Source organism: Marinomonas rhodophyticola (assembly GCF_026113935.1).
In the GTDB taxonomy this organism is placed as follows: domain Bacteria; phylum Pseudomonadota; class Gammaproteobacteria; order Pseudomonadales; family Marinomonadaceae; genus Marinomonas; species Marinomonas rhodophyticola.
The window spans coordinates 229,563-250,578 of sequence record NZ_JAPEUL010000004.1; the positions used below are offsets into that span (position 1 = coordinate 229,563).

At 43.7% G+C, this 21,016-nt stretch carries 23 protein-coding genes and 1 pseudogene; 7 read left to right on the top strand and 17 right to left on the bottom strand.

What is annotated here, in order from left to right; all coding sequences use genetic code 11:
* Positions 1 to 55: 55 nt before the first annotated feature.
* The 8 genes from ONZ52_RS01755 to ONZ52_RS01790 all read right to left on the bottom strand — a co-directional run bounded on the left by ONZ52_RS01755 (position 56) and on the right by ONZ52_RS01790 (position 6,880).
* On the bottom strand, positions 56 to 595 hold the full coding sequence (locus ONZ52_RS01755) for a hypothetical protein (RefSeq protein ID WP_265216915.1): 540 nt from the start codon (positions 593 to 595) through the stop codon (positions 56 to 58).
* 7 nt (positions 596 to 602) lie between these two features.
* On the bottom strand, positions 603 to 809 hold the full coding sequence (locus ONZ52_RS01760) for a hypothetical protein (RefSeq protein WP_265216916.1): 207 nt from the start codon (positions 807 to 809) through the stop codon (positions 603 to 605).
* Between the two features lie 457 nt (positions 810 to 1,266).
* A complete protein-coding gene (locus ONZ52_RS01765) occupies positions 1,267 to 2,424 on the bottom strand; it encodes an NAD(P)/FAD-dependent oxidoreductase (RefSeq protein WP_265216917.1) in 1,158 nt (385 codons plus the stop codon).
* Positions 2,364 to 2,879 (bottom strand): hypothetical protein, encoded by a 516-nt coding sequence (locus ONZ52_RS01770; protein WP_265216918.1) that lies wholly within the window; start codon positions 2,877 to 2,879, stop codon positions 2,364 to 2,366. The genes ONZ52_RS01765 and ONZ52_RS01770 overlap by 61 nt, the downstream gene beginning before the upstream one ends.
* Positions 2,880 to 3,028: 149 nt before the next feature.
* Positions 3,029 to 4,465 carry an SLC13 family permease gene (locus ONZ52_RS01775; RefSeq protein ID WP_265216919.1) on the bottom strand — a complete coding sequence of 479 codons (1,437 nt, stop codon included), beginning with the start codon at positions 4,463 to 4,465 and terminating at the stop codon, positions 3,029 to 3,031.
* Between the two features lie 61 nt (positions 4,466 to 4,526).
* Positions 4,527 to 5,465 carry an N-acetyl-gamma-glutamyl-phosphate reductase gene (gene argC / locus ONZ52_RS01780; protein ID WP_265216920.1) on the bottom strand — a complete coding sequence of 313 codons (939 nt, stop codon included), beginning with the start codon at positions 5,463 to 5,465 and terminating at the stop codon, positions 4,527 to 4,529.
* A gap of 178 nt (positions 5,466 to 5,643) precedes the next feature.
* A complete protein-coding gene (locus ONZ52_RS01785) occupies positions 5,644 to 6,144 on the bottom strand; it encodes an MFS transporter (RefSeq protein ID WP_265216921.1) in 501 nt (166 codons plus the stop codon).
* Positions 6,131 to 6,880 (bottom strand): MFS transporter, encoded by a 750-nt coding sequence (locus ONZ52_RS01790; RefSeq protein WP_265216922.1) that lies wholly within the window; start codon positions 6,878 to 6,880, stop codon positions 6,131 to 6,133. Before ONZ52_RS01790 ends, ONZ52_RS01785 begins: the two co-directional genes overlap by 14 nt.
* A 167-nt stretch (positions 6,881 to 7,047) precedes the next feature.
* On the opposite strand from ONZ52_RS01790, the gene ONZ52_RS01795 reads away from it, so the two are divergent.
* Positions 7,048 to 7,422 carry a Fis family transcriptional regulator gene (locus ONZ52_RS01795; protein WP_265216923.1) on the top strand — a complete coding sequence of 125 codons (375 nt, stop codon included), beginning with the start codon at positions 7,048 to 7,050 and terminating at the stop codon, positions 7,420 to 7,422.
* A gap of 25 nt (positions 7,423 to 7,447) precedes the next feature.
* On the opposite strand, the gene ONZ52_RS01800 is transcribed toward ONZ52_RS01795, so the two are convergent.
* The 5 genes from ONZ52_RS01800 to aguA all read right to left on the bottom strand — a co-directional run bounded on the left by ONZ52_RS01800 (position 7,448) and on the right by aguA (position 12,452).
* Positions 7,448 to 7,978 (bottom strand): NAD-binding protein, encoded by a 531-nt coding sequence (locus ONZ52_RS01800; protein ID WP_265216924.1) that lies wholly within the window; start codon positions 7,976 to 7,978, stop codon positions 7,448 to 7,450.
* Complete coding sequence (locus tag ONZ52_RS01805; RefSeq protein ID WP_265216925.1) at positions 7,971 to 9,323, bottom strand: cation:proton antiporter domain-containing protein; 1,353 nt, start codon at positions 9,321 to 9,323, stop codon at positions 7,971 to 7,973. The genes ONZ52_RS01800 and ONZ52_RS01805 overlap by 8 nt, the downstream gene beginning before the upstream one ends.
* 60 nt (positions 9,324 to 9,383) lie before the next feature.
* Positions 9,384 to 9,914, bottom strand: a complete 531-nt coding sequence (gene hemG, locus ONZ52_RS01810; RefSeq protein WP_265216926.1) for a menaquinone-dependent protoporphyrinogen IX dehydrogenase — start codon at positions 9,912 to 9,914, stop codon at positions 9,384 to 9,386.
* Positions 9,915 to 10,083: 169 nt separating this feature from the next.
* Positions 10,084 to 11,061, bottom strand: coding sequence for a GTPase RsgA (rsgA, locus tag ONZ52_RS01815; protein ID WP_265216927.1), 978 nt, complete (start codon positions 11,059 to 11,061; stop codon positions 10,084 to 10,086).
* 290 nt (positions 11,062 to 11,351) lie between these two features.
* On the bottom strand, positions 11,352 to 12,452 hold the full coding sequence (gene aguA, locus ONZ52_RS01820) for an agmatine deiminase (RefSeq protein ID WP_265216928.1): 1,101 nt from the start codon (positions 12,450 to 12,452) through the stop codon (positions 11,352 to 11,354).
* Positions 12,453 to 12,916: 464 nt separating this feature from the next.
* On the opposite strand from aguA, the gene ONZ52_RS01825 reads away from it, so the two are divergent.
* Entirely contained in the window at positions 12,917 to 13,222 is a 306-nt protein-coding gene (locus ONZ52_RS01825) for a lipoprotein (protein WP_265216929.1), read from the top strand.
* 115 nt (positions 13,223 to 13,337) lie between these two features.
* Here the strand turns inward: ONZ52_RS01825 and ONZ52_RS01830 are convergent, their stop codons facing one another.
* Together ONZ52_RS01830 and ONZ52_RS01835 are read right to left on the bottom strand one after the other, a co-directional pair.
* Complete coding sequence (locus tag ONZ52_RS01830; RefSeq protein WP_321160262.1) at positions 13,338 to 14,081, bottom strand: sigma 54-interacting transcriptional regulator; 744 nt, start codon at positions 14,079 to 14,081, stop codon at positions 13,338 to 13,340.
* A complete protein-coding gene (locus ONZ52_RS01835; protein WP_265216930.1) occupies positions 14,068 to 14,688 on the bottom strand; it encodes a sigma 54-interacting transcriptional regulator in 621 nt (206 codons plus the stop codon). The genes ONZ52_RS01830 and ONZ52_RS01835 overlap by 14 nt, the downstream gene beginning before the upstream one ends.
* 155 nt (positions 14,689 to 14,843) lie before the next feature.
* On the opposite strand from ONZ52_RS01835, the gene ONZ52_RS01840 reads away from it, so the two are divergent.
* Positions 14,844 to 15,314 carry a hypothetical protein gene (locus ONZ52_RS01840; protein ID WP_265216931.1) on the top strand — a complete coding sequence of 157 codons (471 nt, stop codon included), beginning with the start codon at positions 14,844 to 14,846 and terminating at the stop codon, positions 15,312 to 15,314.
* Positions 15,315 to 15,373: 59 nt separating this feature from the next.
* On the opposite strand, the gene ONZ52_RS01845 is transcribed toward ONZ52_RS01840, so the two are convergent.
* Together ONZ52_RS01845 and hisA are read right to left on the bottom strand one after the other, a co-directional pair.
* Positions 15,374 to 15,961, bottom strand: a complete 588-nt coding sequence (locus ONZ52_RS01845; RefSeq protein ID WP_265216932.1) for a hypothetical protein — start codon at positions 15,959 to 15,961, stop codon at positions 15,374 to 15,376.
* 362 nt (positions 15,962 to 16,323) lie between these two features.
* Positions 16,324 to 17,092 (bottom strand): annotated as a pseudogene (gene hisA, locus ONZ52_RS01850) (phosphoribosylformimino-5-aminoimidazole carboxamide ribotide isomerase).
* 160 nt (positions 17,093 to 17,252) lie between these two features.
* Here hisA and arfB point away from each other — a divergent pair.
* The 4 genes from arfB (at position 17,253) to cydB (ending at position 20,963) form a co-directional block, all read left to right on the top strand.
* On the top strand, positions 17,253 to 17,666 hold the full coding sequence (arfB, locus tag ONZ52_RS01855; protein ID WP_265216933.1) for an alternative ribosome rescue aminoacyl-tRNA hydrolase ArfB: 414 nt from the start codon (positions 17,253 to 17,255) through the stop codon (positions 17,664 to 17,666).
* Between the two features lie 147 nt (positions 17,667 to 17,813).
* Positions 17,814 to 18,014: a DUF1289 domain-containing protein gene (locus ONZ52_RS01860; protein WP_265216934.1), complete on the top strand. Its 201-nt coding sequence runs from the start codon at positions 17,814 to 17,816 to the stop codon at positions 18,012 to 18,014.
* A 236-nt stretch (positions 18,015 to 18,250) separates the two neighbouring features.
* Positions 18,251 to 19,825, top strand: a complete 1,575-nt coding sequence (locus ONZ52_RS01865; protein WP_265216935.1) for a cytochrome ubiquinol oxidase subunit I — start codon at positions 18,251 to 18,253, stop codon at positions 19,823 to 19,825.
* Position 19,826: 1 nt separating this feature from the next.
* A complete protein-coding gene (gene cydB / locus ONZ52_RS01870; protein ID WP_265216936.1) occupies positions 19,827 to 20,963 on the top strand; it encodes a cytochrome d ubiquinol oxidase subunit II in 1,137 nt (378 codons plus the stop codon).
* The last annotated feature ends 53 nt before the right edge of the window (positions 20,964 to 21,016 follow it).

Below are 21,016 nucleotides of genomic sequence, written 5' to 3' on the forward strand. Positions count from 1 at the left end.
ATAGGAGTTGTTGCTGTCGCGGATTGAGTCAGTTTTTGAACTCAAAAAAAGCCAATCACTTGATATGACGGGCTTTGGTTGATGGTTGATCTGTCAAGGTGTGCTCAACACAAGGTACAAGATATTCGGGGTTTGTTGATATTTTTTCATCTGTTACCCAATAGGGTTTAAACCACTTATTAGGGAGTTCTACGCTGCCCTTACCATCATCCATATTGGCAAAAATAGTCCAGTATCTCCCAGTTTCTCCCATTGCGGTGCTGACCACTTTTATAACAGTAAATGACGTTCCAGCTTCTTGCTTTGTTATGTAATTGTTATCACATAGCTTCGTTAGTAATGAAAAACCGGACGAACATTGAGGAAGTTGCATTTTCATTGCAAGTTCTTCTTCATTTTTAGGTAAGCAAGCATTCATGCTAAACGCCCCCATCTTCCTCATGTCTGAGCCGCATCTTGCATATAAAAAAGCATTTTGTACGGTCGTAAAACACTGACCGACTATTTCATTAGCCACAGCATCCTTGGTGCGGTCATAAGAAACAATCTCACACCCAGCACACAGAAAAAATGGTAACACAATTAAAAATTTCATTTACCTTCTAGAAATAACAACGGGCTACATGAGCTATGTAACCATTATTCTTAGTCACCAAGTTTGCTCTTGGATTAAATAACAACTCAGCCGCCATATCATTAATGGCATCCCCAGCCCTAATATTAACTTGCATATTACCAGAAGCAACATTACCAAAGGGAAGGGGGAAGATATGTCCCCTTAAAGTGTAACCTGATAAAGCACCTAACATGATTTCACCCGAACTTACCCATTTTTCTACGCGTTATAACCTGCTACGGACGCAGAGCAATAACCACTACATGCCTAAACATCGGCCACAGCAGCTGCAATAACAGTAAGGATGTCTTTATTTTTACTGACATGTTTCTCTACTCGGCGATATTCGTGTCTGACAGAACGCTCTATGCACTTAAAGGCTTTGTTGGTCGAGAATACCCACTAGGGTCTGTCATTCTCAATGGACTATTCCATTCGTAGCTCTAGCGGTTGTAGCTGTGCTGGTGCTTGCAGTATGGAATCCGCGCTCATGAAGTGTGCAATCTTTGGATCATACACGCGTCAGTTCATGTGGATCAAGCCGACGTTGTCGAAGTGCTCGGTCCGGTTAAGCTGCGAGGTGTCAAAAACAGGCATGTTGATTGAAAAAAACGGGAAGATTAGCGTACCAATCTCCCCGTTTTTTTATATCAAAGTGCAGTTTTGCTATTGATGCTCAATGCCATGGCTTCGGCGATTTTAATGCCGTCGATGGCCGCTGACATGATACCGCCCGCGTAGCCGGCGCCTTCACCAGCTGGGTATAAGCCTTTGGTGTTGATGCTTTCTAGGCTATCGTTATCACGTTTGATATTGATTGGAGCCGATGTGCGTGTTTCTACACCCGTTAATAATGCATCATCAAAAGCAAAGCCTTTTATCTTTCTATTAAAAGCGGGAATGGCTTCACGGATGGCTTCGATACAAAAATCGGGCAAGGCATCGGCAAGGTTGGTGAGTTTAATGCCAGGCTTGAAAGATGGCTCCACTGTACCGAGTTTTTCGGGTGTTTCATTACGTAAAAAGGCACCGACCGTTTGCGCTGGTGCATCATAGTTACTGCCGCCCAACTCGTAGGCAAGACTTTCTAGTTTGCGTTGGAATTCAATCCCTGCCAGTGGGCCACCAGGATAATCGGATGGATCAATACCTACTACGATGGCGCTGTTGGCGTTACGCTCATTGCGAGAATATTGACTCATACCATTGGTCACCACACGGTGTTCTTCCGATGTGGCGGCCACTACGGTGCCACCTGGGCACATACAGAAGCTGTAAACCGAACGACCATTTTTACAATGGTGAACCAATTTATAATCGGCGGCCCCTAAAATTTCGTTGCCGGCATTTGGGCCAAAGCGTGCTTTGTCGATAGCGGATTGCTCGTGTTCAATACGGAAGCCAACCGAGAAAGGTTTGGCTTCGATATAGACGCCTTTGTTGTGTAGCATCTCGAAGGTGTCACGAGCACTGTGGCCAATGGCGATAGCAATGTGTTTTGAATACAGTTTTTCACCGTCAGCCAGAGTGACTCCTGTTATTTGACCATCTTCAATGTGCAGATCGTCGACTCGGCTGCTAAAACGAATCTCGCCACCTAACTCAATAATTTGCGCGCGCATTTTTTCGACCATGGCAACGAGCTTAAAGGTACCAATGTGCGGCTTACTGACGTATAAAATTTCTTCTGGTGCGCCCGCTGCAACAAATTCGTTGAGTACTTTGCGGCTGTATTGCTTTGGGTCTTTCACTTGGCTATAGAGCTTACCGTCAGAAAAAGTCCCTGCACCGCCTTCACCAAATTGCACGTTGGACTCGGTGTTGAGGATTTTTTGCGCCAGAAACCAAAGGTATCCTTGGTGCGTTCACGTACTTCTTTACCGCGTTCAAGCACGATGGGCTTGTAGCCCATTTGCGCCAACACTAAAGCTGCTAATAAACCACAAGGGCCAAACCCTATGATAATAGGGCGCTCAGTTAAGTTTTCAGGAGCTTGTGCCACAGGGTGATAGTTAAGATCTGGCGCGATTTTTACTTGTTGGTGATCGGCAAATTGGCTTAAAAGTGCTTGGTCACAGGTGGTTTCAACATCGATAGTGTAGATAAGAAAAATATTGCTTTTCTTTCTGGCATCGTAACCACGGCGAAAGACAGTAAAGCGAACGAGTTTCTCGACTGGAATGTCCAGCAAGGACAAAATAGCGTGTTCTATCGCGCTGGCGTCGTGATCAAGAGGAAGTTGGATATTGGACAGTCGTATCATAGGAATCAATTGTATAAATGCTGGGTAAATGGCTAATGGCGGAGATAATACGATATTTCAGCTTAAAAAGCTGTTCCCAAATGACAGAAGTGACCTTCTAAGTGAGGCTACTTCTGTCAAATTGCTTTATGTGGAAACTAAGAATTAGCTTAAAACATACCCAAAGCGTACCACCAAAGAAAATTCAGCGGCAGCAGTACCACGCTTGTCAGTACAAAGGTTGCCAAACAAACTTTGGTGACGGCACTGATGGATAAACTTCCTAGAGCGATGGCCGTAATCAGCGGCGGTGCTTGATAAGGCAGCAAGACGTTCGAAAAGGCCAATACTTGTGTCATCAGCACAGCATGATTAGACAGCCCTGTTATGTTGGCAAGATGCTCCGCCATTGGTGTCATAATAGCAGGCACACCGGCTAAGTTAGTGACCACCGCCACGCACGTTGAAATAAAGGTCAGCAAGCTTAGGTTTAACAAGGGTGCATTAGCTGAGAAAGGAATCACGTCGGTTAAATAGTTAACTAATATGTTGCCCAGTCCCGAGTAAGCAATGATCGCGCTTAGCCCTATAATGCCAGCAGCAAACAACAGTGTGCCGTATTGAATGTCTTTATCTATACTGTTTTTTGCCATTAATCCAAGGCTTGGCCATAGACAAACTAGCGCGGCAATAAGGCCAATCCAACCCGCAGAAATATGGTGCAGGGAATCTGTAAACCAAAACGCAAAACACGTACACAGTACAATCAAGAGGCGTGTTTCTATTTTGGTCATGGCCGACTTTTCGATTGTCGCTTGTACGGCTTGATTGGGTGCTTTATCAGGAAACAACCATAAAATGACGCCGATGGTCATGATTAACTTTCCGAATCCTAAGATGGGAAAATGCAATAATAGGTATTCCCCATAAGATAAAGGCGCGTCATACAAGGCTTCTGTCATTCCCGACAACAACATGTTGGGGGCGTTGGCAGGTAAAATGGAAAAGGCGGGTAAAAATGTTCCGAATGCTGCGGCTAATAACATGCCCTTTCGGCCATTAGAATGTGAGTCGTAACCAAAATGGTCTGCAAGAGAAACAATAATAGGAATTAACAGTACGACCCGACTCACGCCAGATGGGATTAAAAACGCTAACCCCATGGCAAACAGCGCAATTTTAATAATCGTGCCTTGATAGCTATTGCCAAGAATCAGCATTAGTAAGCGCGTAGCGCGTGAATTAACTCCCGTGTGGTTAATCGCTGCGCCAAACACCATGCCACTGAATAACAGCCAAAATGTTGACGATTGGAAGCCCGAAAATATCACCTGTGTTGGTGCCAATTGTGTGGCGGTTGCAAACGCAAACAATCCCAATGCAGGCCAATAAGCGGGTACCAAAGACGTTGCCCAAAAGGCGATACAAATAAACAGTAGCCCTGCAGTTAAGGACTGAGGGAGGGTTAGATACTGATAGGAAACGGCACCTATGGCAAATGTCATCGCTACAATTAGATAAAGCGGCCAAGTTGGCTGGCTTGGTTTTTTCATTGAGGGAATGGGATGACCCTCTGCAGCCTGTGAAGGATGGTTTTTATTATTCATTTGACACTCTAAGGTCAAATTCCGCCTTCTAAGAACAAACAAAGAAGGCGGAATAAAGTGACTAGCGAAGATTTACCGCAATGTCTTCAGCAAACCCCAACATGATATTAAGGTTTTGTACCGCGGCACCAGAGGCGCCTTTGCCGAGGTTGTCGAGCTTAGCAACCAAGACACCTGACTTATTACCAGGCTCGCTTAGAACAGATAGCTCTATTTGGTTGGTGTCTTCAAGGCCATGTGGCGTCAAGAATGGTGCTGAGATATCGGCAACCACATTAAAGCCATTTACCGTTACAAACGTGTCGTTGGCATACACTTCGGCCAATTTAGCTTGTAACTGCTCCATGGTGACATCGCCTTTTAGCTGAATGGGTAAGAAGGTCAGCATGCCTTGGCGGAAGTTACCCACACTAGGAACGAAGATTGGTGCCTTATCCAAGCCTGACCACTTTTTCATTTCAGCTAGGTGTTTGTGGTTGAAAGACAAGCCATAGGCACCAAATATAGGAGCATTTTTGGTGCTTTCGTAACGATCGATCATGGCGTTACCGCCACCGCTATAGCCAGACACTGCGTTAATAGAATAATCATAAGATGCTGGTAGTAAGCCAGCTTCAATCAACGGCTTCAACAGCAGAATCGCACCAGTTGGGTAGCAACCAGGGTTAGAGACAAACTGCGCGGCTTTGATTTTGTCTCGTTGAGTGACATCAAGTTCAGGCAGACCATACACCCAACCGTCAGCGACACGGTGAACTGAACTGGCGTCTAAAATACGGCAGCCTTCTTCTTTTGCCAAAATCACGCTGTCTTTCGCGGCGTCATCAGGTAGACAAAGAACCGTGACATCGGCTTCTTTCATTAAGCGACGCTTTTCTTCCACATCGCGTTTTTTGTCTGGATCGATACTGATGATTTCAATGTGTGGGTGATTGACTAGGCGATCTTTTACTTGCAGCCCTGTGGTGCCAGTTTCGCCATCAATAAATACTTTTTTCACAGTGTGATTCCTTACTGGATGTCTTAAACCAAAACACATCAGGTCATCTTAATCGATTTCCTGTCTTTACTGTTTCTTTGGTTGGTGATTAATATTTGTTAAATAGTGTAATGCATCAAGGTGCGGCTGAATAGTTGATAGAAACGCTTAATCTTTAAAAAAAACGATTTTGTGCCTTTCAGCGTTTTTGCTGACGTAAGTGGTGTAATCCAAGTAAGGCGGTCAATAATGCAAGGGCACCACCACAAGCAATTGCCCAACGAGCACCAAGCAAGTCGGCTGTGAAGCCAACTAATGGCCCACCAAGAGCAGAACCACCTACGGAAGTAGCCAGCAAAATGGCAATGACTCTGCCGCGTATGTGTTTTTGTGCTGAGAGTTGAATCAGACTGTGAACCGATGTTGTGAACAGTTGAGTGGTCATGCCTATCAAGCAGAGTGACGCAGCAAAGAGCCAAAAATTGGGTATTATCGAAGCAATCAGCGCTATGACACCAAACGCAATGGCTGCAAATGAAATAAAACGAATACTGGGTGTATCTCGATTGGCGGTAATTATGGCACCAAGAATAGAGCCTATGGCCATAATCGACATAAGAATACCGAACTGTTGTGCATTACCAGTAAACACATGCACTGTCATAGCGGTTAAGTAAACGGTGAAGTTAAGTCCGAACATGGCGAAGAAAAAACATAACTATCGCTATGGTCATATCTGGACGTTGGCGTATGTAATGAAAACCATCAAAAAACGTGGTTTTGTGTGTAGCATGATGATTGTTAGGTATGGTGTTAGTGTGAGGGAGGCCTTCTGAAGAAGAGCTTGTTGGCTGTGCTTTGATCACATACATGATGACTAAAATTGGTATAAATGACGCGGCATTGAGTGCGAATACCCAACCAGCTCCCATAATTAAAATCAGAAAACCCGCGATAGCTGGGCCAATCATGCGGGCACTGTTAAATGAAATAGAATTCAGTGATACGGCATTTTGCATGTCTTTGTCATCGACTAAATCGGCCACAAAGGCATGTCTTGCAGGTGTGTCAAAAGCGGTAAAACAACCCAGTAAAAAAGCAAAAATATACATATGCCACAATTCAAGGTGACCATTTAGAATCATAATGGCTTGAACGAGTGCCAACAAACCACGTAAGCTTTGTGTGGCAATCAGTAATTTACGACGGTCAAAATAATCCGCCGCCCATCCAATAAGCGGGAGGAAGAGAAATTGTGGCGCAAATTGCAATGCAACCACTATGCCGACGGCCGTGGCATTCCCATCAGAAAGCTGAGAAATCACGAGCCAATCTTGTGCGGTGCGTTGTAACCAGGTGCCAATGTTTGAGATGAACGCGCCGATGGCCCAAAGGCGGTATTGGGGGTTCTTTAGTGAGCGAAAGGTTTTGTGCAAGCTTGTCTCCGATGACACCGATTGTCGTGAAAGAATATTTTTTATAATGAAACGGTGTTTCAAAATTATAGCATGTTGTTCTTCTAAAGAAATGCGTGCTTAGAAATCAGTACAAAAAATAATGTTAACAGCGCACATTGTTAATCTGTTGTCGAAAGGTGGGTGTTGTGAAAAAATCGGATAAAAAAATAGAAAATGCCATTCGTGATGCGTTAACGAGGGTATGTGAAGCGGCATTGGAATCGGTTGATGGGTTTGTTTGGCTAACGCATTTAGTGAATTACAATGCGTTTCCTAATTCATTAAAAATCGTTTGTATCTTTGAAACCGACGATGTTTTGTCGAGTGCCATTCATGCTAAGCAAGATAACTACCTTTGTCAGCTTATCCACCAAGAGCTAAGCGATGTCGGCATTGCCATCAAACTCAGCCAGCTTCGTCAGCAGGTGAGTTTTGATAGCGAAGAGGCTTGTGAGCGTTCTCATAATGGAAAATGGCATGAACGACTGGCTAAGTTGCAAAGAAGCGTGACGTTGCATTAGTTTAATACATAAGTCGAGCAGCTATTTAGTCGTCGGTTTGCTGTTGAATGTCTTGCATGGCTTTTTGTAGCTGCGGGTTCTTTTCTTCAAGGTATTTTTTAAGCCGAGCAATAAAAACTTTATTTTCATGGGCCGGTACGCCGATTTGATGAGCGTCGGCCACTTCTACCATGGACACTTTATCGTGTTGGTTGAATATGTTAATCATTTGTTCCGCTTTCTTATGGGAAATGCCCAGTGCTTCAAATGCAGATCTTCCCATACGCAAACTGCTGTCGTAATTTTCTCGAATGATGTCTCTACAACCAGAAGCCCATAAATCGTAAACGTGATTATTGTCAAAGGCTCTGGCAATGATATGTAGATCCGGGTAGGTTGCTTTAATGTATTTGACGAGTTTGGTGACTTGTTCGGCATCATCAATGGTAATAATGAACAATGACGCCTCGCTTATACCTGCCGCTTCCAATAAATCGGGTCGAGTGGCATCACCGAAGTAGTTTTTTACACCAAAATTTTGCAATGCGCGTAGGCGTTTCACGCTGAAATCAATCACGGTCGAGTGATAACCTGCCAATCGTAAAAGGTTGTCTATGGTGCTGCCCATTCGTCCAGAGATCCGCGATAATGATTTTATTATCATCGGGCATATCGTCCTGTGTCCCCACCGTTTGGTCTGTGGCATAACGAGGAGCAATAACACGATCATACAGAATGAATAGCATAGGGGTAAGCAGCATAGATAACGCGACCACCAGCAGCAAAATATCGGCTACTTCTTGCGAAATTACAGCGTTGCTAACAGTAAAAGACAATAAAACAAAACCAAATTCCCCCGCCTGAGCAAGACCTAGAGCAAACAGCCATTTGTTTGAACCACGAATACTGAAAATACGACCCAATATAAACAGCGTAGTGGCTTTCACCATGATCAATCCAAGCGTCAGGCCAAGGATGGATGGAAAGTGGCTGAACAATAGTGAAAAGTTAATGCCTGCGCCTACAGTCATAAAGAACAGTCCTAGTAACAATCCTTTAAATGGCGCTATGTCACTTTCTAATTCATGTCGATAAGGCGAGTTAGCTAGCACCACGCCAGCGAGGAAGGTACCAAGAGCTGGAGACAGTCCAACCAAAGACATCAGCAAGGTGGTGCCGATAACAAACATTAATGCCGCTGCAATAAAGAGTTCGCGCAGTTGCGCTACAGCAATAAAACGGAAAATAGGCGTCACTAAAAAACGGCCACTTAATATGACAACGGCAATGGCACCAATGGTCACTAGTGCGGTTTGCCACGCCTCCAGTCCTGCGACCAGAGAGACTGAGTCTGAATGATTACCCGCCTGTGCCACATCGGAAGAATGACTAAGGGCTGTGATTAATTCCGGTGTGGCAAGCAACGGAATAAAAGCCAGCATGGGAATGACGACAATGTCTTGTGCTAACAGCACTGCGAAAGAGGATTGCCCTCCATCCGACTTCATTAAACCTTTTTCGGTTAGGGTTTGAATCACAATGGCCGTTGACGAAAGGGCGAGTATCAAACCAATGGCAAGGCTGGTGCGCCATTCTTGCTCTAACAGCATTCCGGCCGCCATGATAAGAAGGGCGGTCAGCACAACTTGTCCGCCACCTAAGCCAAACAATTTGGACTTTAATGCCCACAGTTTTTTAGGGTTTAATTCAAGCCCGACCAAAAACAGCATTAAGACAACACCTAATTCGGCGAAGTGCTGAATGGATACAATGTTAACGTCGAATAGACTCAGTAATGGGCTGATAATAATGCCGGCTAGTAGATAACCTAGCACCGAGCCTAATCCTAAGCGTGATGCAATGGGAACCGAAATGACCCCAGCTACTAGAAAAACAAAGGTTAACAGCAGCGCATCGGTCATCTCATAGGTTCCTTATAAGGTGAAAAGAAAGTGTGTTATCAAGTTGTCTTTTTCATTGGCCTAAGGCATATCGCAGACGGCTTGTGCAAAGCGGTCAACACTCTGCCAATCAGTAAATTCCATATTGGTTTTTGGGTCGGTAGGGCCTTTGGTCATCCACATAATAAAGCGAATCATATTTCGATCGATAAAACCGTATTTGGGGTAATTAAGTTTCCCCGCAAAGACGCCTTTTAACGCTGGCTGCCAATGAAGCTGGTCGAGAAATTTGATGATATAGGGGTTGGTATCTGGCTGGCATTTCTCTGGTTTTCTGGCGACAAGGTTAACGGTATAAAATGCACTGGATTTGCTTTCAAGTTGGTTCTTATGCTGGCTAATAAAATCGGCAACGATCTTTTGATGCTTGCCGTAACGAATGCTGGCACCAATGACAATCTTGTCATGATTGGCAAGCGTCTGTGCGGTCGCTTCTTCCACAGCAAGCAGAGAAACGGCATTGCCTTGGCTTTCGAGAAAGGCTTGTATTTTTAGGCTGATCTTTTTTGTGTGACCGTCTGTGGTGGAATAAATCAGTAAAATATTAGACATGGTGATTCAGAAAAGCTGCCTCAGTTGGTTTGGCTTAGTATAGTGAATAGTGAGTGCGTTGTTATAAACACTCAAGAGCGTGCTGTAAAGGGTGCGAACTTTTTATTCAAAGGTGTATAAAAAAAGCGGCTCATATTGAATGGCCGCTTTCTGCTTTACAAATCGTACTTTATTCCGCAGAGCTGTGTTTTCGAGCGCGTATGTCAGATTGTGCGCTGCGATAGAACTTTTCCTGAGGCTTTGATTTGGTTACTTGATCATCGTCGCTGTCTTCATTGCGCAACAGTAAAAAGTCCGCAACGCGGTGGGCGTCCAGACGGTTGGCTTTAACGGCGGCTTTAATGGCACAGCCTGGCTCACCTTCGTGTTGACAGTCACTGAATCGACATTGCTTTTCAAGCGCAATAATATCGGCGAAATTGGCAATCGCACTGCTATCGAACTGCGCAAGTTGTAGTTCGCGCATGCCCTTGGTATCAAGTAAAATGGCACCAGATGGCATGATTTTTAGCGCACCTGATTGGCCGATATTTCTTTGTGTCTTACCGCTTTCAGAGGTTTGCATCAAAGTATTAATCAAGGCCGATTTTCCAGAGCCTGCCGCTCCAAGTAGGGCAATGGTTTTGCCTTTTTTAAGGAAAGGCGACAAACAGCGTAGGCTGTTCGCATCGAGAGCGTTAACGGTTTCAACGATCAGCAAGGGATCCAATTTTTCGACCTGAGCGCGTTTTTCTGCTGTATCTTCACAAATATCGGATTTTGTGAGTACGACAACCGCATCCGCTTGGGCCTCATGGGTGATTTCCAAATAGCGTTTAATCAGCGCTAGATTGAAATCTTGATTCAGTGCGCAAATTAAAAACACAGTATCTATATTTGAGGCAATGCCTTCGAATATAGAGCTTGGTTCCAACAGGCGTAAGAAATGATGTTCTGTATCAGTGACTATCCAGTCTCCCACCGTCATATTGGGCATATCTGGATGGCTCTCCAAAGTGAATAAGCCAAACTCACTAACAATCTCGTATTGACTGCCTTGTTGAGAACAGATGCGTGCAATACGATTTGATTCTAAATCATCCAATGATAACTGTTGTTGAAAATAAGCTTGCCAGCCTAACTCCAATAAAGTAAACGTGGAATCCATTAATATTACCCCAAGCGAAATACGCCATCGTAAATAAGAAGCAATGTGCTTCAATTAGTACAACCGAACATAAATGCATTTTATGTTCTAGCCAGAAAATCACACTAACGTGTTATGAACCATTTATACACTGTGCTAATTTATGAGATTAGCACAGTGTGAGAGCTCTACAAACAGAAATATCATTGTCATGAAAAAGCATTATGCTGATTGTTTTTATGTGGGAATATCCTCATAAAATCGATAACAAAATATTACTTTCTAAAACCGTTTCAGTACGCAATAAATCATTATACGGATTGCTTTTTAGGTACTTGTTGGGTAATGCAGTGAATATTTCCACCACCAAGTAATATGTTTCTCGCTGGTACGCCGATCACTTGATGGTTTGGAAACGCACTCTGTAGAATCTGTTTGGCCTGCTCATCTGTCTTTTCATCAAGCAACGGAAACACAATGCCACTGTTACAAATTAAAAAGTTTGCATAAGAGGCGGCGAGGCGCTCTCCGACTTGGCGGTTCATGTAAGGGCTTTCAGTAAGATTTTTCGCTTCATCTGCTGAGACAAAAAGCGGGCCAGGCATAGGCAGTTTGATAATTTCTAAATGTCGTCCTTTTGCATCGCGCGTTTGGCTCAGGACGTTGAACGCGGCTTTGCTAATAGCGTATTGCGGATCATTTGGGTCTTCGCAATCGGTAAGAGCAATGACGCCAGGGCGTATGACGTGCATGATATTATCCACATGCCCATTGGTTTCATCATTATACAACCCATCTTTTAACCAAATGATCTTATCCACATTTAAATATACTTTTAGCAAGTCTTCGATATCGGCTTTGCTTAGATGTGGATTACGACTTGGATGAAGCAAACATTCTTCTGTGGTGTATAGCGTGCCTTCGCCATCCACGTGAATAGAACCACCTTCTAAAATGAAAGGTGCGTGATAAACATGATCGCCTGTAATCGCCGCCATTTTTTCTGCCACAGCGTTGTCTTGTTCCCAAGAATCATACAAGCCGTCTAATTCGCCTCCCCACGCGTTAAATTGCCAGCTGTTCGCGCGCCGCTCGCCCAGATTGTTCACAACATAGGTTGCACCAATGTCACGCATCCAGCAGTCATCGTAAGGAATCTCAATTAGCTTGATATGCTCAGGTAACGCTGAACGTGCTTGTTCAAAGTGAGTCTTATCGACAATAAAAGTCACTGGTGTGAATTGGGCAATAGCGTTAGCAACAGCAACAAACTCCTGTTGAGCATACTTGCCTTGTTCCCGCCAATTATCTTCGCGAGTAGGCCAAGCCATCCAGACTTGTTCTTGTGGCTCATGTTCTGCAGGCATGCGAAAGCCATCAAGTTTTGGCGTGGTATACAGTTTGGTGTTCATAAGCTGTCCTTAATCGTGCTTTGTATCAAGCAAGGGCGTTGTGCCAATTCAATAAGAGATGCGCCAATTCTATGGCAGATGAGCAAACATTCAAGGGGATTTTTGTCTATTTCAATATAAGGCTTGTGCTCGGCGTAGTATGGCTATGTGAGAGAATCGCCACATTGTTTGCGTCTTTACAATTCCTCGACGGAAATTGTTACCGAGATATTTTGTAAAAACTACTTGATAGCAGTAAAAAAATAAAAAAAGACCATGGCTATTTTTTATTAAAATTATTAATAATCAATGGTTTATGTGTTTTTTTGAAAGTTGGCACGGGCTTCGCAATAGCTTAATGGAAATCAATCACCAAGCGCAGAAATGTGTTTCTATGTTGGTGTTATTGAGTTGATTATTTGGAAGCATGGTCATCAGACTTTTATTGCTTCTTGTATTTTAAAGACTAAATGGAGGTTACCATTATGAATATGAAACGCACTCTACTAAACACGGCCCTAGTTCTTGTTACAGCCGCGACGTTAGCTGCATGTGGTCAAGATGCTGAAGAAAACAAAGTAGAAGATGCTATGTCCAATACTGGTGATGCGATTGAGCAAACCATGGATGATGCTGGTGATGCTTTGAATAACGCTGGCAACGCAATCGAAGACGCTGCAACTGATGCGGGCAACACTGTTGAAGACACTATGACGGATACAGGCAACGCGATTGAAGACGCGTGTGAAGAAGCAAAAGAAGGTGTCGAAGCGAAAGACACTGATTGCTAAGTAGAACAGAAAAAAGGCCGATATTATCGGCCTTTTTTCTAGGTGTTTTGTGAATGCTTTGGTTTTGTAAGGAGTATTTTGATGGAGGCGATGGCGCAGCACACAGCATGGTTTCTCACAACAAGTCGACGTGTTCATATTTGTCGAGTTTGTTGTAAAGCGTTTTAATGCTAATGCCAAGTTGGTTTGCGGTATCGGTTTTATTGCCATCGTTCTTTTTTAATGTTTTGAGTATGGCGATTTTTTCCATATCGTCTAAGCGCATACCGGTAGGAACGCCATAGGTTTCGTCGTGTTTTGCCTGATCATTGAAATCATGGGTAATGAGATGTTCGGGATGAATGATATCGTCAGCCAGTATGTAGGCGCGTTCAATCGCATGTTTTAGTTCTCTGACATTGCCTGGCCAAGTGTATCGGCCTATTTTTTCTAGGCTTTGAGATGAAAGCTGTTTGCGTTGGCCATCTTGAGTGTTGCGGTAAGCTAAAAAATGTTGCGCAAGCCCACAGGCATCTCCTTCTCTGTCTCTTAGTCTGGGAGCCATGATAGGGAACTGCGCCAAACGGAAGTACAGGTCTTCACGAAAGATTTCGTCGCGAATGGCGTCTTTTGGTGTGCGGTTGGTGGCTGAAATAATTCGAACATTGGCCATTTTGACTTGTTGAGCGCCGACGGGTTTGTATTCGCCACTTTCGAGTACTCTTAGCAGTTTGACTTGTTGTTCGTAAGGCATTTCGGTGACTTCATCTAGAAATAAAGTACCGCCTTCAGCTTGTTCGAAAACGCCTTGATGGTCTTTATGGGCGCCAGTAAAGGCGCCTTTAACATGACCAAATAATTCGCTATCAATGAGACTCAGGGCTTAGTGCTCCGCAGTTGATGGCAACAAAAGGACCTTCGGCTCGTTGACTAAAAACATGCAGCGTATTGGCAATGAGTTCTTTGCCTGTACCACTTTCGCCGACGATAAATACGTTGGCTTTGGTGGCAGCGACTTTACGAATGGTTCGATAGAGTGAATGCATGGCCGTAGAAGAGCCGACTAACAAACCGAATTGGTCTAGATAACTGGCTTGTGTGCAGATGTTCTCATGGGAACGATTGGTATCACAAAAGACTTCCTCTAACGAAGATTGAATCAGCTTAATATTGAAAGGAGCGCGATAATGAAAACCAGCGCCTTTACGCATAAGACAATCTAGTATTGGATCGGGCGTTCCACGACTGAAGAACAAAAACTCGGTTTTGTAGAGTATCGGGCTATCGACTAATGCTTTTAGAGCAATGTCATGCAGCGAATTGACTTCGATAAGCGCCACATCACATTGAGCATTAGTGAGCTGATCGAGCCAGTTTTCACCCTGATGGCTAATGTTAAGCTCATATTGGCGAACGCTCTGTAGCGAAAGTAGGTTTGAAGCTAATAATGGATCTTGAACATGCATAAATAGCTTTGGGGAAGACATTATTATTTACCTGAATAGACCTTAAAAAATTTATGTGGCAATACAATCATAGGGCAGAGGCTCGCGATAGCGTTCCCTATGAAACTTTGCAGTAAACACGACCTTAATCATCCTTATTTGCACAAAGTTCACCCTTTTTTGAAAGGAAACAGAGAATGCTTGATGCCCCGTTTTTTCCAAAAGAGCCGAACCAAAATGCGGATTTACGCATTTTGTGTGACATATTTTCTATGTGCTTTGATGGTTTTTTTGCCAATTCCGCGTTATGTGGTCGTGTCGGCAATACCTTGGATAAACATGTTTTTAAAAAAGTGTCTTCTTTGTATCGTCGCTTGGCCGAGCGCTTGTTGCTTAACGTTGGTTCTCTACCAGAAGACACAGGCACAATGAACCCTGAGCCTGGTTACGTAGCAACCGCTTATTTGTCAGCGCTCAATGCGCCCGATAGATATGCTCCTAGTCGGATTATGTTGGTGAATTGGCAAGTGATAAAACGTATTGGTAAGTTGGTGAGAAAGCTTGAAAATAAAGTATTCGCCAACACGATCGTCGACTATTTAGCCTATATACAGATCGTATTGGACAATGCAGAACACAGACGGAAAACGGCAAAGCTGATTGATTAGCAATCCCAGTGGTAACAAAGGCCTGAGGATTTCTATAATGTCTCTAGGCCCATTTTCAATTATTTATTATCGACAATGCGATAATCTAACTTGCCAATAATCTTGCCAGTATTGTTGTGTGTGGAAACATCAAAGCTGGCACTATTTTTGGTTTTGTTAGGATTGATGATGGATATAACTTCACCATTAATAATGAGTTGATAGGTTTCAGAAAACGTCACTTGCAAATCTTCTGACATTGGACTTTCAAATAAAATGTTGTCTTTTAAGCGAATCACTCGGCTTTCACCGCGAACCCATTGTCCAACCAGTGGTTGTGCTTTGAATGTGGCGTTATCATGGGACACCGTCGCTTCAGATAAGAAGATTTGTATGGTGTCTCCACGTGCCATGGTTTTTTGGCGCTCATTAACGCGAGCATTCAGTGAGGCCAGCTCCGTGCTGGTTTTGCTGATGTAAGTTCGTAGTGCCTGAATCGCGGCATTAAGCTCTTTGGAGTTTAATTGCTCTATCGGGCGTAAGCTCGGTTGCTCAGTGGCTTCACCGACACGACTTTTGAGGCTCTGTATAATTTTTCGTTGCCACTTGCTTTTGAGCCTTAAGCTGTTCAACCAAAGTGTTCTTGGGCGCACTATCTGTTGCGCCATTGAGGTTAGGCTTCTTGTTGTCTTTGATTTGAGTATTATTAGCCAGTGCAGCGGCATCGGCGTTTGCTTTTTGTTCCTGAGGGATGCTCTTCTCAATTTTTTTAGGGGGTAAGTCTTGTAAAATTGGCATCGAGCAAGCGCTAATAACAAGCGTTGCAAGTAAAAGGCCAGTGCGAAATATAGACATTAAATAATCCTAGGATTAGAGACGAAAAATAAGCTACCAAGTATGCGGTATGGTGAATAGTATGTCGAGCTGAGAGCGAGAGTATTTAAGGCATGATGGTAAATACAACGGCTTAAAAGAATACTCTCAGTCTCTGAACTCTTTCAATAAAAGAACTTGGTGTGCGTTTTCAGCTTTACACTGAGTTTTGAGATTGGTTCCACAAGATGCATTCGTCTAGTGTAATGCCATGACCACCAAATATATCCAATGCACTGCCTATGGTTAAATCGACTTTGCCATTAGACAACTCGTGAACGCGTTTAAGATCCGCCAAAGAGCGAGGCTCCTCCTGCGTAGGTGACCGCCACTGGGCAACCTTGCCCAAGAAGTGTCACTAGGTCTTCATCAATGCCTGCCTGTAAACCTTCTACATCGGCCGCATGAATGAGAAACTCGTCGCAATGATTAGCCAGTTCAATTAAGTTTGCTTGATTGACTTGCGTTGAGGTTATTGTTTGCCAGCGATCTGTGGCAATGTACCAGCCGTCTTTTGTGCGGCGACAGCTTAAATCCAGTACCAAGCGGTCCGTACCCGTTTCACGTTTGATTTTGTCTAATCGATCCCATGAAAACTCACCGTTTTCAAATAGGTAAGATGTCACGATAACGTGAGAGGCGCCAGCCTCTAAATAGCTTGCGGCATTGTTATCTTTTACGCCACCACCAAACTGTAAACCATTAGGATAAGCACGAAGTGCGCTTAACGCCTCTTCTTGGTTGCCTTTTCCTAAAGCGATAACATGGCCACCGACAAGACCATGTTCGCGATACATCAGCGCATAATGTTCCGCGTTATATTCACTGATAAAGTTCTCTGTGGCGCCTTTGTCATTTAGACTCCCACCGACAATTTGCTTAACCTTGCCTTGGTGCAGATCGATACAAGGACGGAACTGGGTCACAAAAAAACTCCTACTATTGTTAGTTTGAATAAAAAAGCGTTTGTAATGAAAAATGATTGTAACTGATAATTTATCGATAAACGATGCGTCAAAGCATATAGTTGCTAAGCCTGTTATAATCTTGTTCCATTCCAAAAGACAGACATATTAAGCAATCATCATGCTGCAAATAACACTCGCCGTGGCGATCCCAGACCACGAAATTGAATTAACCGCCATTCGAGCGCAAGGCGCAGGTGGTCAAAATGTGAATAAAGTCTCTTCTGCTATTCATCTTAGGTTTAATGTCGCCCATTCTTCTTTGCCTGAATTTTATAAGGAACGTTTGTTAGCCCTTAGTGATGCACGTTTAACTAAAGAGGGTGACATTGTGATTAAAGCGCAACAACACCGTACCCAAGAGCTGAATCGAGAGGACGCCTTGGCTCGCTTGAAAGCGCTTATTCTTGAAGCGGTTCGTGTGCAAAAAGCCCGTCGCCCCACCAAACCTACGCGTTCTTCACAGAAAAAGCGTATTGATCAGAAAAAGCAAAAAGGGCAGATCAAAAGTTTGCGTCGTAGCAATTGGGATTAAAAATTTCTCTAACGTTAAGCAATACTTGTTTTTCTAACGATCATTAGCCTTGTAATGTAACGGGGTTACTTTCTTCAGCCTGTTAAAAAAGATGTGCTTGAAGCGGCTTACCAATCTTTTTGAACGTACGAACAAGAGATAGACACCATGCCAGCAAATCATGAAACGGATCAGATCATAAAAAGCCCTTGCATTCGGCAGTGCTGTCTAGATAGCGACGATGTTTGCGTGGGTTGTTATCGTACAATTGATGACATTTTAAGGTGGCAGGCGGCAACAAACGAGCAAAAAGTCGAGATGTTGGACAACGCATTGCGCCGAAAAAATAAACCGTTTGATCGCCCTTAAAAGTACAAGTCGACATTGATCAATGTAAAGTCTCTGCTTTTTTATCTACTTATTTCCTTCACTCTCTTTCTCTTGATCTAACGCAATGTTTTAAATCGAAACTGCACTCATAATCTGGCCTTATAGTAAGCCTCAAAAGGTTTGAGGCTACGGTGGGCGTTGGATAATAAGAGCACGGCTAAATGTAAGTGTCTGCAAGCGCCTTTTTCTCAATCAAATGAATGGGTTGAAGTCATATGATTAACGAAGCTGTAGTGGAATTATCGCGGTTTCAGTTTGCTCTCACTGCTCTGTACCACTTTTTGTTTGTCCCTTTAACATTGGGGATGGCTTTTTTACTTGCAATCATGGAGTCCGTCTATGTGATTACAGGTAAGCAAGTTTATAAAGATATGGTCAAGTTTTGGGGCAAGTTGTTTGGAATTAACTTTGCTTTAGGGGTGACGACTGGTTTGACGATGGAGTTCCAATTTGGGACAAACTGGTCTTACTATTCGCATTATGTAGGCGATATTTTTGGTGCACCTTTAGCCATTGAAGGCCTTATGGCTTTCTTCCTAGAATCAACCTTGGTGGGTTTGTTCTTCTTTGGTTGGGATCGTCTGAGTAAAGTTAAACACTTAATGGTGACATGGGGTGTCGCATTAGGGTCTAACTTATCCGCTTTGTGGATTCTGATCGCCAATGGCTGGATGCAAAATCCAGTTGGCTCTGAATTCAACTATGAAACTATGCGTATGGAGCTGGTGGATTTTGGTGCTCTGCTGTTGAACCCAGTGGCTCAGGTAAAATTTGTTCACACCGTCTCGGCAGGTTATGTCACCGGTGCGGTGTTTGTGCTTGCCATCTCGAGCTATTACCTACTCAAAGGTCGTGACCTTGCTTTTGCTCGCCGCTCCTTTGCTATCGCTTCAGCCTTTGGTTTGGCGTCTGTGTTAAGTGTTATTATTTTGGGTGATGAATCTGGCTATGAGCTAGGTGAAGTGCAAAAAGTGAAGTTAGCCGCGGTAGAGGCTGAATGGGAAACTCAAGAAGCCCCTGCGGATTTCACTCTAATAGGCTTTCCCAATCAAGATCTTCAGGAAACGGAATTTGCTCTTAAAATACCTGGTCTGATGGGCATCATTGCAACGCGCTCACTAAGCGATGAAGTCACTGGTATCAAAGAATTGAAAGAGCATAATCGCCAACGCATTATTAACGGTATTTATGCGAATCAACTGCTTGAACAGTTACGTAGTGGTTCAACTGACCCATTGGTGAAAGCAAACTTTGAAAAGGTGAAAGGGGATCTGGGTTACGGCTTATTGGTGACTGCTTTCAATGCCGATATTAACCGTGTGACATCAGAAGAAATAGATATGGCTGTTGAGTATTCTATTCCTCAAGTTGCACCATTGTTCTTTGCGTTCCGTATTATGGTGGCCTGTGGTTTTATCATGCTTTTCATGTTTGCCGTGGCTTTTTACCAAAATGCACGCCGTCGTATTGGTAAAAATCCTGTGTTCTTAAAGTTCATTATCCTGTGCTTACCGCTTCCTTGGATTGCTTGTGAAACAGGTTGGTTTGTCGCGGAGTATGGTCGTCAGCCATGGGCAATCGGTGAAATTCTTCCAATTCATGTTGCTGTATCAAGCTTAACTGCGGCCGAGATTTGGACAACGATTATTGGCTTTACTGTTTTATATACCGTGTTCTTGATTGCTGAAATGTATTTGATGATTCGCTTTGCGAAGCAGGGACCTTCTAGTTTGCATACAGGTCGCTATTCACTTGAACAAGAAACCGCTCAGCTAAAGCAAGGGGTGTAATATGGATTACGAATTATTAAAAGTCATTTGGTGGGTGTTGATCGGTGTTTTACTGATCGGATTCTCTGTGACAGACGGTTTTGATATGGGTGTTGGTAGCTTGTTGAAGGTGATCGGTGGTACGGATTCAGAACGTCGTATTATGATCAACTCAATTGCCCCTCATTGGGACGGCAACCAAGTTTGGTTTATCACCGCAGGTGGAGCTTTATTTGCCGCTTGGCCGGTGGTGTACGCGACCTCATTTTCTGGTTTTTACTTTGCAATGATGTTGGTATTAGCGGCGTTGTTCTTCCGTCCAATCGGTTTCGACTATCGTTCTAAGCTAGAGAATTCTAAGTGGCGCACTAGTTGGGACTGGGGCATTGTATTTGGTTCCGCTGTTCCGCCGATTATTTTCGGTGTGGCGTTTGGTAACTTGTTGCAAGGCGTGCCTTTTCAATTTGACCAATTTCTACGCGTGACTTATACAGGTTCTTTCTTTGCCTTGTTAAATCCATTTGCGATTCTCTGTGGCTTGGTTAGTTTGATGATGCTAATGACACAAGGTGGTGCTTGGTTACAAATGAAAACAGATGGCAATTTGCACCGTAAAGCCTGCATAGCCACCACAGTAACAGGTACGTTAGCGGCGGTTTTCTTCATTATTGCGGGCATCTGGTTAGCCTATGGTATAGATGGTTATGTGTTGACCAGTGTTATTGACGGCAATACCGCCATGACACCTTTAATGAAAACGGCAGAAGTGCAAGCCGGTGCTTGGTTAGCCAATTACGATAAAGTGCCAGCATTAATGTTAGCACCGATTGTGGGTATTGCAGGGATGTTAGTGGCCGCGTTGGCGGGCGTGATGAAAAAGGCGGCTTTAGCTTTCTTTAGTTCATCGCTTGGTATTGCGGGGATTATCGTCACAGCGGGTGGGTCTATGTTCCCGTTCTTGATGCCGTCTTCAAGCTATCCAAGCATGAGTTTAACTATGTGGGATGCCACATCAAGCCATAACACCATGATGATTATGTTTGTTGTTGCTTGCATCTTTGTTCCTATCGTTCTTGGTTATACCTTATGGAGCTACCTCGTAATGTATGGTCGATTGACGAAGAAACATATAGAAGAAAATACACACTCATTGTATTAGTCATGGGTTAGCGATAGAGCTCTAATGAGCTCTATCCTTGAGTACTAAATAGA

Excerpts from the sequence above, each read along its gene's own strand:
- ONZ52_RS01755 (WP_265216915.1), bottom strand. The coding sequence starts at position 595 with ATGAAATTTTTAATTGTGTTACCATTTTTTCTGTGTGCTGGGTGTGAG.
- ONZ52_RS01760 (WP_265216916.1), bottom strand. The coding sequence starts at position 809 with ATGTTAGGTGCTTTATCAGGTTACACTTTAAGGGGACATATCTTCCCC.
- ONZ52_RS01770 (WP_265216918.1), bottom strand. The coding sequence starts at position 2,879 with ATGATACGACTGTCCAATATCCAACTTCCTCTTGATCACGACGCCAGC.
- ONZ52_RS01775 (WP_265216919.1), bottom strand. The coding sequence starts at position 4,465 with ATGAATAATAAAAACCATCCTTCACAGGCTGCAGAGGGTCATCCCATT.
- ONZ52_RS01785 (WP_265216921.1), bottom strand. The coding sequence starts at position 6,144 with ATGTTCGGACTTAACTTCACCGTTTACTTAACCGCTATGACAGTGCAT.
- ONZ52_RS01805 (WP_265216925.1), bottom strand. The coding sequence starts at position 9,323 with ATGACCGATGCGCTGCTGTTAACCTTTGTTTTTCTAGTAGCTGGGGTC.
- hemG (WP_265216926.1), bottom strand. The coding sequence starts at position 9,914 with ATGTCTAATATTTTACTGATTTATTCCACCACAGACGGTCACACAAAA.
- rsgA (WP_265216927.1), bottom strand. The coding sequence starts at position 11,061 with ATGGATTCCACGTTTACTTTATTGGAGTTAGGCTGGCAAGCTTATTTT.
- aguA (WP_265216928.1), bottom strand. The coding sequence starts at position 12,452 with ATGAACACCAAACTGTATACCACGCCAAAACTTGATGGCTTTCGCATG.
- ONZ52_RS01825 (WP_265216929.1), top strand. The coding sequence starts at position 12,917 with ATGAATATGAAACGCACTCTACTAAACACGGCCCTAGTTCTTGTTACA.
- ONZ52_RS01835 (WP_265216930.1), bottom strand. The coding sequence starts at position 14,688 with ATGTCTTCCCCAAAGCTATTTATGCATGTTCAAGATCCATTATTAGCT.
- ONZ52_RS01840 (WP_265216931.1), top strand. The coding sequence starts at position 14,844 with ATGCTTGATGCCCCGTTTTTTCCAAAAGAGCCGAACCAAAATGCGGAT.
- ONZ52_RS01845 (WP_265216932.1), bottom strand. The coding sequence starts at position 15,961 with ATGGCGCAACAGATAGTGCGCCCAAGAACACTTTGGTTGAACAGCTTA.
- arfB (WP_265216933.1), top strand. The coding sequence starts at position 17,253 with ATGCTGCAAATAACACTCGCCGTGGCGATCCCAGACCACGAAATTGAA.
- ONZ52_RS01860 (WP_265216934.1), top strand. The coding sequence starts at position 17,814 with ATGCCAGCAAATCATGAAACGGATCAGATCATAAAAAGCCCTTGCATT.
- ONZ52_RS01865 (WP_265216935.1), top strand. The coding sequence starts at position 18,251 with ATGATTAACGAAGCTGTAGTGGAATTATCGCGGTTTCAGTTTGCTCTC.
- cydB (WP_265216936.1), top strand. The coding sequence starts at position 19,827 with ATGGATTACGAATTATTAAAAGTCATTTGGTGGGTGTTGATCGGTGTT.